20 protein-coding genes are annotated in these 18,269 nt (G+C 64.4%); 11 read left to right on the top strand and 9 right to left on the bottom strand.

Annotation, left to right across the window (positions count from 1 at the left end):
- Positions 1–2: 2 nt before the first annotated feature.
- Positions 3–938, top strand: a complete 936-nt coding sequence (locus LB543_RS15195) for a prephenate/arogenate dehydrogenase family protein (RefSeq protein WP_224614627.1) — start codon at positions 3–5, stop codon at positions 936–938.
- Here LB543_RS15195 and LB543_RS15190 read toward each other — a convergent pair.
- Together LB543_RS15190 and LB543_RS15185 are read right to left on the bottom strand one after the other, a co-directional pair.
- A complete protein-coding gene (locus LB543_RS15190) occupies positions 935–1,864 on the bottom strand; it encodes a sugar kinase (RefSeq protein WP_224614626.1) in 930 nt (309 codons plus the stop codon). The genes LB543_RS15195 and LB543_RS15190 overlap by 4 nt on opposite strands.
- A 122-nt stretch (positions 1,865–1,986) precedes the next feature.
- Positions 1,987–2,985, bottom strand: a complete 999-nt coding sequence (locus LB543_RS15185) for a DUF2125 domain-containing protein (RefSeq protein ID WP_224614625.1) — start codon at positions 2,983–2,985, stop codon at positions 1,987–1,989.
- Between the two features lie 154 nt (positions 2,986–3,139).
- Between LB543_RS15185 and LB543_RS15180 the strand changes: the two genes are divergently transcribed.
- The 3 genes from LB543_RS15180 (at position 3,140) to LB543_RS15170 (ending at position 5,449) form a co-directional block, all read left to right on the top strand.
- On the top strand, positions 3,140–3,661 hold the full coding sequence (locus LB543_RS15180) for a gamma-glutamylcyclotransferase (protein WP_140809477.1): 522 nt from the start codon (positions 3,140–3,142) through the stop codon (positions 3,659–3,661).
- 119 nt (positions 3,662–3,780) lie between these two features.
- Positions 3,781–4,728 (top strand): aldo/keto reductase, encoded by a 948-nt coding sequence (locus LB543_RS15175; protein WP_224614624.1) that lies wholly within the window; start codon positions 3,781–3,783, stop codon positions 4,726–4,728.
- Positions 4,729–4,822: 94 nt separating this feature from the next.
- Positions 4,823–5,449: a LysE family translocator gene (locus LB543_RS15170; protein WP_224614623.1), complete on the top strand. Its 627-nt coding sequence runs from the start codon at positions 4,823–4,825 to the stop codon at positions 5,447–5,449.
- Between the two features lie 19 nt (positions 5,450–5,468).
- Here LB543_RS15170 and LB543_RS15165 read toward each other — a convergent pair whose 3' ends face one another.
- Positions 5,469–6,257 (bottom strand): lysophospholipid acyltransferase family protein, encoded by a 789-nt coding sequence (locus LB543_RS15165; RefSeq protein ID WP_224614622.1) that lies wholly within the window; start codon positions 6,255–6,257, stop codon positions 5,469–5,471.
- A 77-nt stretch (positions 6,258–6,334) separates the two neighbouring features.
- Positions 6,335–7,240 carry a LysR family transcriptional regulator gene (locus LB543_RS15160; protein WP_224614621.1) on the bottom strand — a complete coding sequence of 302 codons (906 nt, stop codon included), beginning with the start codon at positions 7,238–7,240 and terminating at the stop codon, positions 6,335–6,337.
- A gap of 101 nt (positions 7,241–7,341) precedes the next feature.
- Here LB543_RS15160 and LB543_RS15155 point away from each other — a divergent pair, with 101 nt between their 5' ends.
- The 3 genes from LB543_RS15155 (at position 7,342) to LB543_RS15145 (ending at position 9,082) form a co-directional block, all read left to right on the top strand.
- Positions 7,342–7,893, top strand: a complete 552-nt coding sequence (locus LB543_RS15155; RefSeq protein WP_224614620.1) for a carboxymuconolactone decarboxylase family protein — start codon at positions 7,342–7,344, stop codon at positions 7,891–7,893.
- A gap of 61 nt (positions 7,894–7,954) precedes the next feature.
- Entirely contained in the window at positions 7,955–8,425 is a 471-nt protein-coding gene (locus tag LB543_RS15150) for a DUF1348 family protein (RefSeq protein ID WP_140754307.1), read from the top strand.
- 24 nt (positions 8,426–8,449) lie between these two features.
- Entirely contained in the window at positions 8,450–9,082 is a 633-nt protein-coding gene (locus LB543_RS15145; protein ID WP_224614619.1) for a pyridoxamine 5'-phosphate oxidase family protein, read from the top strand.
- Positions 9,083–9,089: 7 nt separating this feature from the next.
- On the opposite strand, the gene LB543_RS15140 is transcribed toward LB543_RS15145, so the two are convergent.
- From LB543_RS15140 to ftsE, 3 genes are all read right to left on the bottom strand, one after another.
- Positions 9,090–9,815, bottom strand: coding sequence for a YdcF family protein (locus LB543_RS15140; RefSeq protein WP_224595057.1), 726 nt, complete (start codon positions 9,813–9,815; stop codon positions 9,090–9,092).
- Between the two features lie 109 nt (positions 9,816–9,924).
- On the bottom strand, positions 9,925–10,911 hold the full coding sequence (locus tag LB543_RS15135; RefSeq protein WP_224614618.1) for a cell division protein FtsX: 987 nt from the start codon (positions 10,909–10,911) through the stop codon (positions 9,925–9,927).
- Entirely contained in the window at positions 10,904–11,563 is a 660-nt protein-coding gene (gene ftsE, locus LB543_RS15130; RefSeq protein ID WP_010911739.1) for a cell division ATP-binding protein FtsE, read from the bottom strand. The genes LB543_RS15135 and ftsE overlap by 8 nt, the downstream gene beginning before the upstream one ends.
- A gap of 251 nt (positions 11,564–11,814) precedes the next feature.
- On the opposite strand from ftsE, the gene LB543_RS15125 reads away from it, so the two are divergent.
- The 3 genes from LB543_RS15125 to LB543_RS15115 all read left to right on the top strand — a co-directional run bounded on the left by LB543_RS15125 (position 11,815) and on the right by LB543_RS15115 (position 13,472).
- A complete protein-coding gene (locus LB543_RS15125) occupies positions 11,815–12,459 on the top strand; it encodes a hypothetical protein (protein WP_224614617.1) in 645 nt (214 codons plus the stop codon).
- 23 nt (positions 12,460–12,482) lie between these two features.
- Positions 12,483–13,025 (top strand): hypoxanthine phosphoribosyltransferase, encoded by a 543-nt coding sequence (gene hpt, locus LB543_RS15120; protein ID WP_224614616.1) that lies wholly within the window; start codon positions 12,483–12,485, stop codon positions 13,023–13,025.
- Positions 13,026–13,100: 75 nt separating this feature from the next.
- Positions 13,101–13,472, top strand: a complete 372-nt coding sequence (locus LB543_RS15115) for a response regulator (RefSeq protein WP_167531492.1) — start codon at positions 13,101–13,103, stop codon at positions 13,470–13,472.
- Here LB543_RS15115 and LB543_RS15110 read toward each other — a convergent pair whose 3' ends face one another.
- Positions 13,473–14,420, bottom strand: coding sequence for a DMT family transporter (locus tag LB543_RS15110; protein ID WP_224614615.1), 948 nt, complete (start codon positions 14,418–14,420; stop codon positions 13,473–13,475).
- A gap of 222 nt (positions 14,421–14,642) precedes the next feature.
- On the opposite strand from LB543_RS15110, the gene LB543_RS15105 reads away from it, so the two are divergent.
- Positions 14,643–15,521, top strand: a complete 879-nt coding sequence (locus LB543_RS15105) for a LysR family transcriptional regulator (RefSeq protein WP_224614614.1) — start codon at positions 14,643–14,645, stop codon at positions 15,519–15,521.
- Between the two features lie 26 nt (positions 15,522–15,547).
- On the opposite strand, the gene LB543_RS15100 is transcribed toward LB543_RS15105, so the two are convergent.
- Positions 15,548–18,145, bottom strand: a complete 2,598-nt coding sequence (locus tag LB543_RS15100; protein WP_224614613.1) for a TIGR02302 family protein — start codon at positions 18,143–18,145, stop codon at positions 15,548–15,550.
- Between the last annotated feature and the right edge of the window lie 124 nt (positions 18,146–18,269).

Below are 18,269 nucleotides of genomic sequence, written 5' to 3'. Positions count from 1 at the left end.
CCATGACATCACCGATGTTCGAAAAGATCGCGCTGGTCGGCATTGGCCTGATCGGCTCGTCGCTCGCCCGCGTCGTCCGCCGCGAGGGTTTGGCTCGCCATGTCGCCATCTCGACCCGCAGCGCGGCCACACTCAAGCGAGCCGAGGAACTGGGCCTCGGCGATTCCTACACCATGGATGCCAGGGAAGCGGTGCGTGATGCCGATCTGATCATCGTCTCGGTGCCTGTCGGTTCGTCCGGCGCCGTGGCACAGGAAATCGCGCCGGCGCTGAAAAAAGGGGCGATCCTCACTGATGTCGGTTCGACCAAGGCCTCGGTCATCGCGCAGATGCAGCCGCATGTGCCTGACGGCGTGCATTTCATTCCCGGCCATCCGCTGGCGGGCACCGAAAAATCCGGCCCGGACGCCGGCTTCGCCGATCTGTTCGACAATCGCTGGTGCATCTTCACGCCGGTGCCGGGCACCGATCCGGAAGCGCTGGAACGGCTGTCGGAGTTCTGGCGCCGCTGCGGCGCCAACATCGACACGATGGACCCGCAGCATCACGACATGACGCTCGCCATCGTCTCGCATCTGCCGCACATCATCGCCTACAATATCGTCGGCACCGCCGACGATTTGGAGTCGGTGACCAAGACGGAAGTGATCAAATATTCCGCCTCCGGTTTTCGCGACTTCACGCGTCTGGCCGCATCCGATCCGACCATGTGGCGGGACGTGTGCCTGCACAACAAGGACGCCATCCTCGAAATGCTGGCGCGCTTCTCCGAAGACCTGGCGTTCCTGCAGCGCGCGATCCGCTGGGGCGATGGGGAAAAGCTCTTCGACCTGTTTACCCGCACGCGGGCCGTGCGCCGCTCGATCATCGAGGCCGGCCAGGATATCGATGTGCCCGACTTTGGCCGCCAGGCGGTCGAGCATCCGGCAAAGAGCTAAGCCGTTTCAGGCCAGGTCGCTGCCATCATGGCGAGCGTCTCGGCCCGATCCGGCGCGCCCAGCCTGCCGCCGAAGCGCAGGCATTTGAGCGCGGCGGCCGCACTTGCGAAACGCAAGGCCTGCTCGACCGGCATGGCTTCCGCCAGCCCGACGGCAAAGGCGCCATGAAAGACATCGCCGGCGGCCAGCGTGTCGACCGCCTTGATCCTCGGGGCCTCGACATGGCGGGATGATCCGGCGCTTCGATCGAACCACCAGGTACCGGCCGCGCCGCCGGTAACCGCAACGAACGCGTCGGTACGCGAGGCGAGGTCCTTGCAAGCGCTCTCCATATCCAGCGCGTGGCCGCATATGATACGGACCGCCGGCTCGGAGGCGACGATGTGCGAGGCCAGCGGCAACAATTGCTCCAGCACCGCCAGCGGCGCGGTATCGGCATCGAGGATCGCCGGACGGCCAGCGGCTCGCGCTGCCTTCAGGGCTAGTGCTGCGGCACCCGGCCAGCGCACGTCGGCCAGCACGGCATCGAATGCCGCGACGTCGGTGAACGGCAAAGCCTCGGGATCAGCCTGCGCGCGTGTGTCGTAGAAAGGCACGATGATACGCTCGCCATGCGCATCGACCAGGATCGAGGCCAGTGCCGAGCGCGCGCCGCCGACGCGGCGCACATGGCTGCAATCGACGCCCTCGGCCTCTATTCCCGCAATCAGCTGATCGCCGACCGGATCGTCGCCGGCGCTCGCCCATAGCGATACCTCGGCGCCGAGACGGTGCGCGGCGCAGGCAGCGCTCGTGGCCATGCCCGAGGCGATCTGGACGCCGTCGGAGGCGATGAATTTTCCCTGATGGTTGGGCAAAGTATCGACACGCAGGATCGTATCCAGCGTCAGCGCCCCGACACTCAGGAGCCTCACGGGTCTTGCCATGGCGCGACTTGATAGGGATGACGTTTCGTCATCCCGATCAATCTCTTTGTTGGAGCATGATCTCTGGACAAACGGAAACCGTTTGTCCGCGAAAACGGGTTCCCACTTTTCGGGATCATGCTCTATTGCACCGGCTTGATCTTGCCCAGCGGGATGAAGCCGAGCGAGGCCTTGCCCTTGACCACTTTCAGCGGCATCGACGGGTCGCCGCCGAGCAGCGCCAGGGCGCCAAAACCCTGCTCGATCGCATTCTTCTGCTCGGGTATGGCGCCGGCAAGGACGGATGCCACGGCCTTGGGATCCTTGATCCTGATCATCAGATCGGCATCGATCAGGCCCTCGGCATCGACCGAAAGCGGGCCGGAAACGGTGACACGCGCGGTCCCCGACGACAGATCGAGGTTGCGGATTTCGATCCTCTGGCCACGCAGGCTTTTCACCTGCGTGCCGACCAGCGCGACGCCGTTCTTCAGTGTCACGTCGCCGCTGGCATCGAGCGCCGGCAGCACGCGCCCGCCGATCGCGTCGGAATCGATCTCGAGATCGCCAAAGCTGCCGACATAGTCGAGATCCCCACCATTCGGCTGCAACTGGCCCGATGCCTTGCCGGCACTGAACAGTTCGACTGGATCGGTGTCGTCGGCCGGGTCGGTCTGGCCCGACAGGCCCTCGGCTTGCAGCGCTATACGCCGCGGCAGCGGGTACCACAGTTTGACGTTGGCCTGCAGATTGTCCCAGTCGATCCAGAGCGGCATCATGCCCGGGACGGAGGTCCGGAGCGGACCGCGCAGACTGGCAACGGGCGACAAGGGCTGGACGATCTGGGCGGTGGCATTGAAACTACCGGCCGAGGCGGCGATGTTCTTGGCATCGTCCTCATAGGCGAGGTTGTCGCAAGAGACGGCAAAGCTCAGGGGATAGCCACTGACCTGGAGGTTGGCGCAGCCGGCCTGGATACCGCTCTTGTTGAGCGTGGCAACCGTCTTGTCGGCTTCAGTCCTGACCCTGCTGGCCAGGTAGAACCAGCCGGCGCTGTAAAGGGCGAATAGCACGAGGATGAACGCGGCAAGCCACCACAGGCGGCGACGGTTACCCGGTTGGCGTTCGTCACTTGACGTCATGCTTTGGCTCTCATTAACGCATGGATTGTGTGGACGGATTCTCGATTCCGACAACACCGGGTGGACAGAGACGAATAGGTAAACGGACACGGGCGGAAAAAACACCGGTTTCCGGTGCGGTGTTGCCATTCTTTTTGCAATCAGGGGCGGTGATATGGGCGATTTTTGGGTGTTCGGCTATGGTTCGCTGATCTGGCGACCGGGTTTCGCGCATGTCGAGACACGGCGTGCCCACCTGCATGGCTATCGCCGCTCGCTCTGCGTCTATTCCTTCGTGCACCGTGGCACGCGTCAGCGACCGGGACTGGTGCTCGGCCTCGACCATGGCGGTTCCTGCGTCGGCCTTGCCTTCCGAGTGCCCGGCGAATTGCGCGACGAGGTCATCGCCTACCTGCGCGAGCGCGAACTTGTCACCAGCGTCTATCTCGAGCGGACGCTCAAGGTTCGTCTCGACGGCGGCGGTGCGGTCGAGGCCGTGGCCTACATCGTCGACCGCAGGCATGAGCAATATGCCGGTGCGCTGGATACGGCGGATGCGGCGACCGTGGTGCGCGGCGCGGTCGGCCGATCCGGCAACAATGAGGATTATGTACTGAGCACGCTGAAGCATCTGGAAGCGCTCGATATCCGCGACCACTGGCTGGAGGATGTGGCGCGCCGGATAGCGACTTTGTGAAGCGCTGGCTCTGCGGAAAAGGCGGCCAGGCCTTTGACCTCGATGCCGCCAGACCTAGCTTAGCATCCGAACCTTAGCCTGCGGGCGCCGTCCGCCGATCCAATCCACGGAGATTAGTCTTGCAGAAACGCCGTCTCGGTCGCACCGACCTTTCCATCGCGCCGCTGGTTCTGGGCGGCAATGTCTTCGGCTGGACCGCTGACGAGAAAACCTCTTTCGACCTGCTCGACCGCTTCGTCGGCGCGGGCCTCAATACCATCGATACGGCCGACGCCTATTCGCGTTGGGTGCCCGGCAACAAGGGCGGCGAATCGGAAACCATCATCGGCAAATGGATGAAGGATCGGGGTAACCGCGACAAGGTCGTGGTGGTCACCAAGGTCGGCTCGGACATGGGGCAGGGCCACAAGGACCTGTCCGCCGCCTATATCGAAAAGGCCGTCGACGCATCGCTGAAGCGGCTGCGGACCGAATTCATCGATCTCTATCTGTCGCACTGGCCGGATCCGACCACGCCCTACGAGGAAACGCTCGGCGCCTATGAGAAATTGCTCGCCAAGGGCAAGATCCGCCATGCCGGCTGTTCGAACCTCGATGCCGGCCAGTTGCGCGCGGCACTGGACGTGGCAAGCCTGCGCGGCCTGCCGCGCTATGAGGTGCTGCAGCCGGAATACAATCTTTACGACCGCTCTTCCTTCGATGGCCCGCTGCGCGACCTCTGCGTGGCCGAGGATATCGGCGTTATCACCTATTTCAGCCTGGCCAAGGGTTTTCTCAGCGGCAAGTACCGCACGGAATCCGATCTCGGCCAAAGCGAGCGCGGCGAGGATGTCGGCAGCTATCTCAATCCACGCGGCATGCGCATTCTGGCGGCGCTCGACGCCGTATCCGCCCGGCATTCGGCCAAGCAGGCGGAAGTGGCGCTTGCCTGGGCTATCGCGCGGCCAGGCGTCACCGCGCCGATCGCCAGCGCCACCAAGCCGAGCCAGATGGACAGCCTGATCAAGGCGGTGTCGTTGAAGTTGAGCGCGGACGACATGGCCGAACTCGACAGAGCCAGCGCCTGAGGCTGCCGGTAACGCGGGATGCACAAACGTCCAAGACGATCCTCATGTCTTGTCATACCGTCCTTTCGCACAGGGGTGCAGGGCGGAGGATCAGATGGCCGGACCGCTTGTTTCGCAGCCGGAGCTTTGGCGCCAATTGCTTGCGCTGTTGCTGGCCGCCACCGTCGTCATGGGCAGCCCGGGGCCGGCAACGATAAGCGTCACCGCCGTCGGCGCCGCCTTCGGCCTGCGCGATTCGCTGTGCTACGCCGGCGGCATCGTCCTGGGCACGACCGCCGTTCTGCTGGTCGTGGCGACCGGGGTCATGGCGGCGCTGGCTTCGATGCCGAAGCTGGCGCCATTGCTGGTTGTCGCGTCCGCGGCCTACATACTCTACCTCGCCTTCAAGATCGCCACCGCCCCGCCATTGGCTGCACGTGCCGCCGACGCGTCGCGCCCGACATGGCTGGCCGGTTTTCTCCTCGCGGTGGCCAACCCGAAAGCCTATGTGGCGATCGCCGCCGTGTTCGCGGGTGCCTCGTCAGGCGCGGGCGATGCCGGGCTCCGGCTGTGGACGAAACTGACCGTTCTCGCGGTGATGATCGTTGTCATCCACGCCGCGTGGCTTCTTGCCGGTGCGGCGTTCGCGCGCTACCTGCGCAGGCCTGTCGCCTCGCGGATCATCAATCTGGTCTTTGCAGCGACGCTGGTGCTAACCACGGTGCTGGCTGTTTACGGCTGATTGCCTGGCCGGAGAGCCTTCAGGCCTTCGTGCCCAGCTCCCGAAGCCGCTTCACCGCCGTTTGGGGCAGGCCCGGCGGGTTGGGCGCTCGCGATGCCTCGACGAGAAGCTGGTCACAGGCGGCTTCGGTCTCGCCGATCAGCCGCGCCATGAACTCTTCCTTGCCCAGACCCGGCGGTATGGGAGGCAGGAAGCGTGCCTTGATGGTCCCGGGATAGCGCAGGAACTTGCGGCGCGGCCAATAGAGGCCGGCGACATGGGCGACCGGCACGACCGGAACGCCAAGCTGCGAATAGATTTCGACGATGCCGTATTTGTAGGCCGGCTCGTCGCCCGGCGCCCGGCGCGTGCCTTCGGGATAGATGATCAACTGGCGCGGGTTGCGCGCCATCTCTTCCCTGGTCGCGGCGACCACGGCCTTCAGCGCCTTGGAGCGGCTGCCGCGATCAACCGGGATCATGCGCATCTTCAAGATGTACCAGCCGAAGAACGGGATCCAGGTCAACTCGCGCTTCAGGATGTAAAGCGGGTCCTGGAGGAACGGGAAGAAGGCGATCGCGTCCCAGAACGATTGGTGCTTGGGCGCCAGGATGAAGGAGCCCTCGGGCAGGTTTTCCTGCCCGGTAATGTCGTTCTTTGTGCCGGCGATCTTGTCATAGAGCCACATCGAGGTGCGCGACCAGAATTTCGGCACGAACCAGGCGCGGTGACGGGGCGACAGGAAATAGTACGGGGTCCAGAGGATCATCTGGACGATCAGATTGACGTAGAAGACGAAATTGAACGCCAGCGATCTGACATAGAGCATGGGGGAGGTCCGGTGAGGAAGTGTGCGTTGGTTACACCAAGCGCAGGGAAAAAGGAAACAGTGCGATGCTGCCCGTTCTACCAGGTCGCCTGCGCCAGGCGTTCCCTCAGGCGCGGGGCGGCGAAGTCGAGGAAGGCGCGCAATTTCACCGGCAGCCGGCCCTGGCCCGCATGCACCAGGTTAACCGGCCAAGGCTCGGGTTCGAAATCCCCGAGCACGGGGCGCAGTGTTCCTGATCGTATGGCGGCGACGATCTGGTAGGAAAGCACCCGGGTCAACCCGACCCCGGCGATCGCCGCATCGATCGCCGCCTCGGCGGTGTTGACCCGGAGCCTTGAGCGGACCGGCACGACAAAATCAGCCTTGTCCACCGTGAAGGTCCAGGCGGCAAGCGAGCCAAGACCCTCGAAGGTGATGCATCTGTGTGTCTCGAGCTCTCCCGGGATCCGTGGAATGCCGTGCGCGGCCAGATAGGCCGGGCTTGCGCAGACGACATGACCGATCGAGCCGACCCTGATGGCGACCATGCGCGAATCCGGCAGCCTGCCGATGCGGACGGCGAGGTCGATATGGTCCTCGGCCAACTGGCTTATCCTGTCACCGAGCGTGAGCCGGATATCCACCAGGGGAAAGGCGGCGAGGAACTCGGTGACAACCGGCAACACGTGAAGGCGGCCGAAGACGATCGGCGCGGTGATGATCAGTTCTCCCGTCGGGGCGCTGTATTCGCCGCCGGCGGTGCGTTCGGCGTCGCCGACCTCTTCGAGAATGCGGCGGCAGGCAGCGAGATAGGCATGGCCCGCGTCGGTTAGTGTCAGCCGCCGCGTCGAGCGGTTCAACAGGCGTGTCTTCAGGTGGCGCTCCAGCTCGGAGACCTTGCGGCTGACCGTTGCCAGCGGAACGTCCGAACGGCGCGCGGCGGCGGAAAGGCTGCCGCCTTCCGCTGCCGCGACGAAAAGGGACATGGCTTCGAGACGATCCATCATTTCTTCCAGAAAATGGAAGGGTTGATTGCAAATATGGCATCTACATCCGCAACATGGAAGGCTGCATATGGGCGTGGTACCTCAACAAGGAGATCTTCATGCCCCGCATTGCCACGCCTTCGTCCATCGCAGCCGCTCCCGCCGCCTCGCAGCCCATGCTGCAGGCGGTGGAAAAACAGCTTGGTGTCGTGCCGAACCTGTTTCGGATGGTCGCCAACAGTCCGGCCGCGCTGGAAGGCTATCTCGGCATGATGGGAGCCTTGGCCAAGGGCCGGCTTCCAGCGCCGACCCGCGAGCGCATCGCGCTGGCGATCGCCGAGATCAATGGCTGCAACTACTGTCTTTCCGCCCACACCTATCTCGGCAAGGACCTTGCAAGGCTCGACGATGCCGAGATGATCGCCAACCGCCATGGCGGCTCCTCGGATCCCAAGGCAGCCGCGGCGGTGCGTTTTGCCGCCAGGGTTGCGCAAAGCCGCGGGCATGTCGGCCAGGAGGATCTCGCCGCTGTCAGGCTCGCGGGCTATGACGACGGGGAGATCATCGAGATCGTCCAGCATGTCGTCCTGAACGTCTGGACCAACTATATCAACGAGGTTGCACAGACGGAGATCGATTTTCCGGTTGTTTCCGCGCGCGATGCTGCCTGAATCCGGAAAGGGGGCGGCGGTGCCCGCCGGCCCCAACCCTTCATGCCGCAGAGGAGATCCCATGTCTGATAGCCGCCCGCCGCTTCCCCCCTTCACCGCCGAGACGTCAGCGCAGAAAGCGCGCATGGCGGAGGATGCCTGGAACTCGCGCGATCCGGCGCGGGTGGCGCTCGCCTATACGGCGGACAGCCGTTGGCGCAACCGGGCCGAGTTCCTGCAGGGGCGCGATGCGATCCAGGCGTTCCTGACGCGCAAATGGACACGCGAGCTCGACTATCGGCTGATCAAGGAGGTCTGGGCCTTTCACGGCAATCGCATCGCGGTGCGCTTCGCCTATGAATGGCGCGACGACAGCGGCTCATGGTTCCGCAGTCATGGCAACGAGAACTGGGAATTCGACGAGCACGGGCTGATGCGTCTGCGCATTGCCAGCATCAACGACCTGCCGATCGCCGAGGCCGAGCGCAAATATCACTGGCCGCTCGGCCGGCGGCCGGACGACCATCCGACGTTGTCGGAGCTCGGCCTTTAGGAACGTTCACGCAAGGAGGTTTCGATGAACGCACACGCATTTGCGAGCGATGTCGCCTTCACGCCGACGGTCAAGGCGATCCAGGCGCGCAAGGGCTCGCGCCAGTCCTATGCCCGCGTCGAGGAGCGAGGCGGCTGGCAGTCGGCGATCACACCGGACCTTGCCGCCTTCATCGAAATGCAGACCAGCGTCTTCCTGTCGACGGCCAATGGCGATGGCCAGCCCTACATCCAGCATCGCGGCGGCCCTGCCGGCTTTCTCAAGGTGCTCGACGAGAAGACGATCGGCTTCGCGGATTTTTCCGGCAACAGGCAGTTCATCACACAGGGCAACCTGGCCGACAATCCGAGAGCCTTTCTGTTCCTGATTGATTACATGATGCGCCAGCGCATCAAGATCTGGGGTACGGCGCGCGTTGTCGAAGACGACGCCGAGCTGATGACGCGGCTGATGCCGCCGGACTACAAGGCGCGTCCCGAGCAGGTCATCCTGTTCACCGTCTCGGCATGGGATGCCAATTGCCCGCAACATATACCGCAGCGCTTCGAGGCGGCTGATGTGGCAGCGGCGCTTGGCGAACGCGACCGGCGCATCCAAGACCTTGAACGGGAGATCGCGCGCCTCAAGGGCGTTTCAGGGGCTGGCGCCAAGCAATGATGCGGGCTCAGCCGCCGGCGGCGGTCTCGGCCAGCGCGATGCCTTCGGGCGTCGGCTTCACCGGGATAATGCCGCGAGCCAGCGCCAGCAGGTATTTGGTGTATTCGGTGAACAGCACGCGCACGGCCCGCGGCTTGGTCAGCCAACTGCCATTATCCAGGTTGGAATTGACCACCGGGTAGGGTTCGAGCTTGGCGCCATGCAGCAGCCGACCCATCTCCAGCAGGCTGCGCGGCATGTGATAATTGTTGGTGACCAGGATCACCGTGCCATAGGCGTGGTTTTCCACCCATTTGGCGCTTTCCTCCGCGTTGCCTATCGTATCGAGCGCGGCGCGGTCGATGTCGACACAGCAGGAAAACAACTTCTTGTCGCCGCCGGTCGCCGCCTGAAGCTGGCGACGGCTGGCCGATGGATGCACGCCGCTGATCAAAAGCCGCTCGCCCTTGCCGGACGCCAGCAGCTCCATCGCGGCGTCGAGGCGCGACTGGCCGCCGGTCAGTACGATGATGGCGTCGGCCTTGGCCGGGTTGGTGGGCGTGGTCAGATGACTGACCTTGCTGGCAAACCAGCCGAAGCCGCCAGCGAACACCATTGCGATCATAAGCAGGGAAAGAGCGGAGAGGCGCACGGCAGTTCTTAAATGACCAACCTTGCCGTGGGCGCGCCAACGGGAAACCACCACTGGCAGCTGTCCAGCCGTCCCGGTCGAGTCCCGCACGTCCATGGCCATATGGTTAATCCCGAAATGCGGCCTTTGATAGCTAAAAGACGCACTTTGCGTTACGCGAATTCTCGATCCGTGATCGCCGTGTTTCCATCCACGCCAAGACGAGTTCCTTTCATGCGTCGGGTTGACGAACGTCGATGTCGCTAAGATAGGCGACGACGGTGGCGTGCGAGGTCGCCGCCGTCAGCGCGCCAATCACCAGCACCATCAGGACGACGCCCAGATAACCCGCGGAGCCGATGGCGAAGTTACCGAATAAAGCGGTCGCCTGATCGGCCTGCGGTGTTGCCATGTTACGCGACGACCACCATGAAAATACGATAAAGACGAGCACCGCCGCCGCTCCGCCGGCGGCCGCGCCCTTCATCCCGGTGACTAGGAAGTGCTGGCGGAATTCGCGCGCGATGAAGCGCGCCTCGGCGCCGACGAAATGCAGCACCTCGATGATGTGGCCGTTGCCGTCCATGGCGCCACGGGTCGCGAATACCACGGTCAGCACCGTTGCCGACAGCATCAAGGCCAGAACGGCGATGCCGATGGTCACCGTGGTGCGGGCCATGGCCACCAGCCGGTCGACCCAGGTACGGTGGTCGTCGAGCGATGCACTCGGCAGTTTCGGCGTGATCGCGGCGCGCATGGCGGCGAAGTCGGGCGGGCTGTTCTCGTCGATGGTGACGATGATCAGGCGCGGCACCGGCAGGTCGTCGATCTTGAGGCCCGATCCCAGCCAGGGCTCCAACAGCCTGGCGGTCGCTTCGCGGTCGATGATGCGGGTCGACTTCACGCCCGGGAATTCGCCGGCGATCTGCGAGGCCTGGCTAAGCGCCGCCTCCATATCGAGGCCGTCGGCCGGCTTGATCTGGATCGTCGCCTCGCGCGAGATCTGGTTTTCCCAGACCGAGGCCGTGTCGCGCACCAGCGTCACCGCGCCGAAGGTCAGGCAGGACAGGAAGGTCATGATGGCGATGACCAGCACCAGTGCGCGGCCGGCAATGTTCTGCGCCGGCACGATCGGCGCCATCTTGCGCTGGGCGCGCGGTCTTGCCTCGACCGCCTCGGCATCCTGCTGCTCGAAATGGTCGGCCGATAGCTCAGTCATAGATATCAAGCCTTCCGCCGGCCAGGATCATGCGGCGCGCGTCGACCTGTTCCATAAGGCCAAGATCGTGGGTCGCGATCACGACGGCGGTGCCGAGGCGATTGAGCTCGATGAACAGCCGCAGCAGGCGTCGCGCCAGCGGCGGATCGACATTGCCGGTCGGCTCGTCGGCGAGCAGGATTTCCGGCTGCTCGATCAGGGCGCGCGCGATCGCGGCGCGCTGCTTCTCGCCGCCCGACAGGACCGGCGGCAGCACATGCATGCGTTCGCCGAGCCCCACCCATTTCAACAGCTCGGTGACGTCGGTGCGGTAGCTCGCTTCCTCGCGCCCGCGCACGCGCAATGGCAAGGCGACATTCTCATAGGTGGTCATGTGGTCGAGCAGGCGAAAATCCTGGAACACCACGCCGATGCGGCGGCGCAGATGCGGCAGTTCGGTGCGTGAAATGCGCGAGCGGTCCTTGCCGAAGATGGTGATCAGCCCGCGCGTCGGCTTCAGCGACATGAACAAAAGGCGCAGCAAGGTCGTCTTGCCGGCACCCGAAGGCCCGCTCAGGAACTGGAAGGAGCGCTCCGGTATGTGCAGGGAGATGTCGCGGAGGATTTCCGGACCCATGCCATAGCGGAGGCCGACATTTTCGAAGCGAATCAATTTCGGCGACCTGAATTTCTTGGAGCATGATGCCGAAAAGTGTGACGCGGTCTTCGGGCGACATCATGCTCTGTCTCTTTTAGAGCCGGCGGCGAGCCGGCCTGTTCTGCGAAAAGACCATCGGCCGGCATGGTTAACCGGCGGTTAATTCCTGGGCTGTTTCGGCGCGTCACGAGGGCTCCGGTGGGGAAGCGTTAACCATTTGTGTTTACGCAAAAGAAACGAAAAGCGAACAGGTGCAATACTGGGCCATGATGGCTGACCCACGAACCGCGCGCCCGGTTTCCGGCGAAATCATGACCGAACCGCCGGCAATTGCCATGGCGGACCGGATCGTGCGCGGTCCGGCGGCCGATATCGTCGATGCCGACTATGAAGTGATGCCGCGCTTTGCCCCTGCCGTGGAAAGCGGTTCACCGCCACCGCGTGCGATCGTCACCCCGTCCATCGAGGGCATGGACATGCTGCGCAAGCCGGAAGCGCAAGCGAAACGGCCGCCGGCCTCGCGCGGCGGTCCGATCTTCTGGGTCGCCGGCGTCGGCGCCGCCCTTGCCGCCTTCTGGGTCTCCGGCGGTCATGCGCTGGTGCGGCAGGCGCCGTTCCTGGCCGGCACGCAAGCGTCGGCGCTGACCATTTCAGGCGTCGCCTCACGCGTCGATGCCTCGGGCGCCAATCCGGTGCTGTTCGTCGATGGCGAGGCCGCCAATGATGGGACGAGGCCGGCGACAATGCCGCCGCTCGAAATCCGGGTGACGGGCAATGACGGACGCACGACCCGCTATACGTTGGGGACATCCGGCCGCTCGCTGGCATCGGGCGAAAGATTCGGCTTTGCCAGCCGGCTCGACGTGCCTAAGAACGGCGTTAGAACCGTTTTGGTTACTTTCGCCGAGTAGGCGATCACCGGAGAAGACCAGCAATGCCAATCGTACGCGGCAAGGACATCGAGGTCCTGTTTTCGGCATCGGCGATCGCGCGGCGCAATCTCGAACTCGCCAAGGAGATCGCCGGGCACGACTATCACGATCTCTTGGTGATTTCGGTGCTGAAGGGTTCGTTCATCTTCGCAGCCGACCTGATCCGCGCCATGCATGATGTCGGCCTGTCACCCGAGGTCGAGTTCATCTTCATCTCCAGTTATGGCGCCGGCACCACCAGTGGCGAGGTGAGGGTGCTGCGCGACATCGACAATGAAGTCGCCGGGCGCGACGTGCTGCTGATCGACGACATTCTGGAATCGGGCAAGACGCTGAGCTTCACGCGCGACCTGATGATGTCGCGTGGCGCGAAAAGCTGTTCCATCGCCGTGCTGCTCGACAAGCGCATGCGCCGCCAGACCGCGCTCAACGCCGATTATGTCGGCTTCGACTGCCCCGATTATTTCGTCGTCGGCTACGGCATGGACGTCTCGCATGCCTTCCGCGAACTGCCGTTCGTGGGCGTCGTCAAAGGCGATGCTTGAACGACTTCCAAAAAGACTTGTCGACCCCTTCCGCTTTCAGGAAAAGTCAACGTTTCGCGGCCAAATATGCCGGCCATGGCAAAGCTTCTGATCGTCGAGGACGATGAGTCCGTCCGCACCCTCGCAGCCCGCGCGCTCGAACGCGCCGGCCACGCAATCGATATCGCCGCCGATGGCGCGCAGGGGCTTTCGCTGATCCGCGCCGCAAACGGCGGCTACGATCTCGTCGTCTCCGACATCCGCATGCCGGAGATGGACGGCATCGAGATGGCGGTTGCGGCCGCAGCGCTTTTCCCGGCGATGAAGATCATGCTGATGACCGGCTATGCCGACCAGCGCGAGCGCGCCGAGGAATTGAACGGCATCATCCTCGACGTCGTGCAAAAGCCCTTCACGCTGGCTGAGATCCGTTCACGCGTCGAACGGGCGCTGATCTGCTTCGCCTGATCAGGCCGGATCCCTGGCGACAAGCGTCTGGGCGGGGCCGGTCCGCCGCTCGGTGTTGAGCGCCAGCAGGCCGGCGCCGATGATGAGCGCCGCGCCGATCACGGTCGTCGAGCGTGGCACCTCGGCGAAGAACAGGAAGCCCCACAGCGGCGACCACAGGATGCCGGTATATTCGAAGGTGGCGACGCGGTTGGCCGGCGCCAGCCGATAGCCTTGCGAGAGCAGGATCATGCCGGCCGAGGCGACGAAACCGCACGCCGCCATCTTGAGGAAATCCGGCAGTGTCGGCCAGATCCACGGCCGCACCAGGAATTCGAGGCTCGGGTGGACGGCGTGGGTTATGCCGGCGAGGTGGAACGTGCCGGCGACCACGGCCGCGCCGGTCAGATAGGCGCCGTTCTGGTAGAAGGCCATCACTGTGGAGGATTCGGTATTGCCGATCTTGCGGGCCATCAATTGCGAAAAGCCGTAGAGCACGGCCGAGCCCAGCGACAGCAAGGCCGCCCAGTCGAACAGTCCGACGCCGGGGCGCAGCATCACCAGGACGCCAAGCATGCCGATCAGCACGGTTGCCAGCGTCTGCCAGGAAACGCGCTCGCCAAGATAGGGACCGGCCATCGCCATGATGCAGAGCGGCGCCATGAAATAGAGCGCCACGGCATCGGCCAGCGGCAGGGCGGCGATGGCCAGGTAATAGACCGTATAGGACGTGAACTGGATGAAGGCACGCATGGTCAGCATGCCGAAGCGCCGCGACAGGATGGCGCGGAGCCCGACATCGACATGGACGAGAAGGAACAGGATCGGCAGGGCGATGATCGAGCGGATCGCCATCACCTCGGTCACCGGGTAGCCGCTCGACACGGCTTTGACGAGCGGGTCCTGCAGCGAGAAGACCAGCACGCCCAGGCACAGGCTCAGGATGCCGCGCACCATCCTATTCTGCATCCGCGTCCAGGCTCCCGCGCATATGATCCGGCGACCCTCTCCAGATCAAAAAGAACCCGCCACCGTTTTCGGGCAGCGGGCACGAGTGAGGACTCTTTGGTTGGTCCGCAGCCGATTTCGCGGCTGCATATCCAATGGGTGAGGCGACTATCGTCCGGCGTTTGACATGTTGCAAACGAATTGGAATGATGCCAGCAATCAAATTTGCTTATGATGGATGCGATGCGGCCAACCCTCGACAGCGATCTCCTGCGCACCTTCGTCGCCATCGCCGAGGCCGGCAATTTCACGAGAGCCGCCGAGCAGGCCGGCCGCACCCAGTCGGCCGTGTCGATGCAGATGAAGAAGCTCGAAGAGCTGGTCGGCGACAGCCTGTTCGAGCGCGGTTCACGCGGTGTCGCATTGACGCGGCGTGGCGGCGAACTCATCGTCAATGCCCGCCGTATCGTCTCGCTGCTCGACGAGACGGCTGCGTCGATGACGGCGGCGCCGCTGGGCGGGCCGGTGCGTATCGGCATTCCGGAGGAATATGGCCACGCCATCCTGTCGCGCGCGCTCGGCGCATTCTCGAAGCGCCACACCAAGGTCGAGGTTACCGTGCGCTACGCCCATTCGGAGGCGCAGATCGCGGCGCTCCTCGCTGGTGAACTCGATCTGTGCGTGGTGTTCGAATGGCAGGACCCATCTGGCGGCGAAGTGCTGATGCACGATCCGACGGTCTGGGTGACGTCGAACCTGCATCACATGCATGAGGAACGTCCGGTGCCGATCGCGCTCTATAACCGGGCCAGCTGGTGCAAGGATTTCGCCATCAAATCGCTGGAGCAGCGCGGCCTTGCCTATCGCGTCGCCTATACCAGCGACACCACCGGTGGCCTGAAGCTTGCCGTCACCTCGGGGTTGGCGATCGCGCCGATTTCGCGCAGCAACATCCCGGTGGACTGCCGCGAACTCACGGCCTCCGACGGCTTCGGCGACATCGATTCCTCCAATGTGGTGATGCACCGCAACCCGAACGCGTCAGGCGAGGCGATCGACGGCATGCAGGAGGCGATCCGCGAGGCGTTCGTCAACAGGCAGGTCCAACCCGCCGCGTCATAGACGTCGCCCGGTGCTCCCGGCGCTTGCTATTTCAGCTCCAGCAGCCGTTCCAGATAGCTGCGCTCGATATCGGGGCTTAGCGCGTTGCCGAGCCGCTTGCGGATCGCTTCCAGGATCTGGCGGGCACGCTGCACGTCGATCTCGTCGGGCACTTTGACCGAATCTCCGAAATCGGGACCCTGGCTGGCGCGCGGCCGGCCGAGCGGGTCACGGTCGGCGCCCTGCTGACGACCGCCTTCCTGGCTGCCGCCCTGGTCGCCCTGCATGGCCTGCATCTGCTTCATCATGTCCTTGGCGCCCTTGCGCAGCGCCTCGAGCGCCCGGCCCTGGTGGCCGACAGCCTCGTCGCCCTGACCCTCGCCAAGCGCCTGCTCGGCGCTGCCCATGGACTTGCCGGCCTCGCCAAATCCTTCATTGGGCTCCATGCCCATGCCTTCGAGGCCCTTCTTCAGCTGTTCGAGATCGCTCTTCAGCTGGCCCTGGCCTTCCTGCAACTGCTTCAGCGCATCGGCGAATTCCTGCGGCGTCATCGGCTTCGGCCTGGCGAGCGGATCGCGGTCCTGCCCAACGCCTGGCTTGTCCCGGTCCTTGCCACCGCCCTGGCCAAGCTGCTCGTCGCGGTTCTCGCCACGCTGGCGCTCGCCGCGCTGCATCTGGTCCATGCGGAAAGTATCGTTCATCATCTCTTGCTGGCGCCGCAGGATCTCGCCGAGCTTGTCCATCTGCTGGCGCATCTGGCTATCCTGCTCACCGCCCTGCTGCTGGCGGCCGGCCTGGAGGTTGTTCATCATGTCCTGCAGCTGCGACAGCAATTGCTGCGCCTTATCGCGATCGCCCGACTTGGCCAGGTTCTCGATCTGGTCCATCATGCGGTCGATGTCGCTCTGGCGCAGTTCCTGGCCGTTCTGCTGCATTTGCGGCGCATTCGGGTTCTGCTTGGCGCGTTCGGCGAACTCCTGCAGGAACTGGTTCATCGCCTCGCGCAATTCCTTCATCGCCTTCTCGATCTCGGCGTCGCTGGCGCCGTTCTTGATGGCGTCCTGCAGCGCCTGCTGCGCCTGGCGCAGCCGCTTCTCGGCGGCCGAGAGGTTACCCTCCTCGATGCCGAGCGCGATTTCCCAGAGATAGGCGACCTCGCCGCGCAGCTGATCGTCGTTCCCGGCCAGTTTCAGCCGGCTCATCGCGCTCATGATGGCGAGGTAGTGGGACATGTTGTCGAACGTGTCTTCGGGCCGCAGCGTGATGGCCTCCATCAGATCGAGCACGCGCGGCTTGGCTTTGGCGTCGAGCGCGAGCAGGCGGCGCTGTTCGATCACGGCGCGCGCCAGCGGGTTGGTGAACGGCCGCTCGGGCATCACGAGTGTCTTGGTTTCGCTGGACGCGGTGTGTCCGGCGTCGTCGGTGGCGACCAGCGTCAGCTTGATGCTGCTGCCGGCCCAGACATGCTCGGTCAGATCCTTCGTGGTCCTGGCGGCATTCGACTTGCCGCCGCGGCGTGGCAGCGTCAGGGGCATGTCAGGCGGGCCATAGAGCGGATGCGCACCTGGCGTCTGCGGATCGGCCAGCGCGAAGACCGCCTTGGCGGTCGCGGCGCCGTAGTCGTCATCGATCTGGTAGTTGAGCTCGAAGGCGCCGTTGGCGGCGCGCTTGGGCTCATCGACGAAGCGGATCCGCGGCGGCTTGTCCGGCAACACGGCGAAGGCCCAGCGGCCGAGCTGGTCGTCGCCCGATTGCAGCGTCAGCGTGCCGTCGCCGGTCAGCTTGCCGATGAACTGGCGTATCTTCGAGGACGAGGCGGGGGACGGCACCGCCGGGCTTGCTGCCGGCTTGGCGGCGGCTTGCGGGTCGATGGCGCGTGCGTTGCCGTCCTTGTCGGCATAGGCAAGCGTTTCCTCGCCCGATCCACCAGTCACACGCAGCGAGACTTCGCTGCCTTCCGGAATGGTGAAGGTCGGGGTCGCCTGGTTGGCATCAGCAGTCAGGAAGATCGGTGGCTTGCCGGTATAGGCCGGCGGCGTCACCCAGGCGTCGATGCGCGGCGGCACGGCGTCGAGCGTGCCATGTGCGCTGAACCCATCGCTCAGCCTGCCGCCGGTCGGCCCGAAGGAGAAGGCGAAGGCGGTGACCAGCAGGAGCGCCGCCACGGCGCGCAGTCCCCAGCGGTCGCGCTCCGGCACGCGCGTGCGCGGCAGGTCGGCGCCCAGACTGTCGAGCCTTCCAGCCATGCGCTTCTGGTGCTCGCGCCAGAGCGCCTGCGAGAAACTGCTTTCGTGGCCGCTGGGTCGGTCGCTCTGCACCTGTACGGGACTGTGCAGCAGTCTGTTGGCGGCCTCAATGCGGCGATCGACCTCGGCGGCGCCCGGCATGCGGAAAAAGCGCAGCGGATAAAGCGCGGCCAGCCCTGCCAGGCCGAACGCGGCGACAAGGCCGATGCGCACCACATCTGGCAGCCGGGGAAAAATGCCGAACCAGGAAGCGCTGAGGAACAGGCTGGCGACAACAATGAGCGGGAGTAGCAGCGGCCAGCCGCGCTCGACCATCATCGAGACCCGCGTCGCTATCCGGCTCAAGGCCAGGCGTCCGGCTAGGCCGCGATCGGTGCTGAAGATGGGTCGTTGCGTCATCGGCCCTTCCTAGAGCCTGTTCCGTCCTGAAAGGACCGGAATGGGGCTCTATCTCTTTTGAGCATGATCTGTTCCGAAAACTGGATTCCACTTTCGGGATCATGCTGCGAGGCGGGGCAGGATA

The sequence above is a fragment of the Mesorhizobium sp. ESP7-2 genome (genome assembly GCF_020164715.1).
Classification (GTDB): Bacteria; Pseudomonadota; Alphaproteobacteria; order Rhizobiales; family Rhizobiaceae; genus Mesorhizobium.
This window is presented reverse-complemented; position numbering and strand designations above follow the sequence as displayed.

Coding starts and splice junctions, on each gene's coding strand:
- LB543_RS15165 (WP_224614622.1), bottom strand. CDS start 6,257: ATGCTCTATGTCAGATCGCTGGCGTTCAATTTCGTCTTCTACGTCAAT.
- LB543_RS15180 (WP_140809477.1), top strand. CDS start 3,140: ATGGGCGATTTTTGGGTGTTCGGCTATGGTTCGCTGATCTGGCGACCG.
- LB543_RS15195 (WP_224614627.1), top strand. CDS start 3: ATGACATCACCGATGTTCGAAAAGATCGCGCTGGTCGGCATTGGCCTG.
- LB543_RS15110 (WP_224614615.1), bottom strand. CDS start 14,420: ATGCAGAATAGGATGGTGCGCGGCATCCTGAGCCTGTGCCTGGGCGTG.
- hpt (WP_224614616.1), top strand. CDS start 12,483: ATGCCAATCGTACGCGGCAAGGACATCGAGGTCCTGTTTTCGGCATCG.
- LB543_RS15125 (WP_224614617.1), top strand. CDS start 11,815: ATGATGGCTGACCCACGAACCGCGCGCCCGGTTTCCGGCGAAATCATG.
- LB543_RS15145 (WP_224614619.1), top strand. CDS start 8,450: ATGAACGCACACGCATTTGCGAGCGATGTCGCCTTCACGCCGACGGTC.
- LB543_RS15190 (WP_224614626.1), bottom strand. CDS start 1,864: ATGGCAAGACCCGTGAGGCTCCTGAGTGTCGGGGCGCTGACGCTGGAT.
- LB543_RS15135 (WP_224614618.1), bottom strand. CDS start 10,911: ATGACTGAGCTATCGGCCGACCATTTCGAGCAGCAGGATGCCGAGGCG.
- LB543_RS15170 (WP_224614623.1), top strand. CDS start 4,823: ATGGCCGGACCGCTTGTTTCGCAGCCGGAGCTTTGGCGCCAATTGCTT.
- LB543_RS15115 (WP_167531492.1), top strand. CDS start 13,101: ATGGCAAAGCTTCTGATCGTCGAGGACGATGAGTCCGTCCGCACCCTC.
- LB543_RS15105 (WP_224614614.1), top strand. CDS start 14,643: ATGCGGCCAACCCTCGACAGCGATCTCCTGCGCACCTTCGTCGCCATC.
- LB543_RS15185 (WP_224614625.1), bottom strand. CDS start 2,985: ATGACGTCAAGTGACGAACGCCAACCGGGTAACCGTCGCCGCCTGTGG.
- LB543_RS15155 (WP_224614620.1), top strand. CDS start 7,342: ATGCCCCGCATTGCCACGCCTTCGTCCATCGCAGCCGCTCCCGCCGCC.
- LB543_RS15160 (WP_224614621.1), bottom strand. CDS start 7,240: ATGGATCGTCTCGAAGCCATGTCCCTTTTCGTCGCGGCAGCGGAAGGC.
- LB543_RS15100 (WP_224614613.1), bottom strand. CDS start 18,145: ATGACGCAACGACCCATCTTCAGCACCGATCGCGGCCTAGCCGGACGC.
- LB543_RS15140 (WP_224595057.1), bottom strand. CDS start 9,815: ATGGCCATGGACGTGCGGGACTCGACCGGGACGGCTGGACAGCTGCCA.
- LB543_RS15150 (WP_140754307.1), top strand. CDS start 7,955: ATGTCTGATAGCCGCCCGCCGCTTCCCCCCTTCACCGCCGAGACGTCA.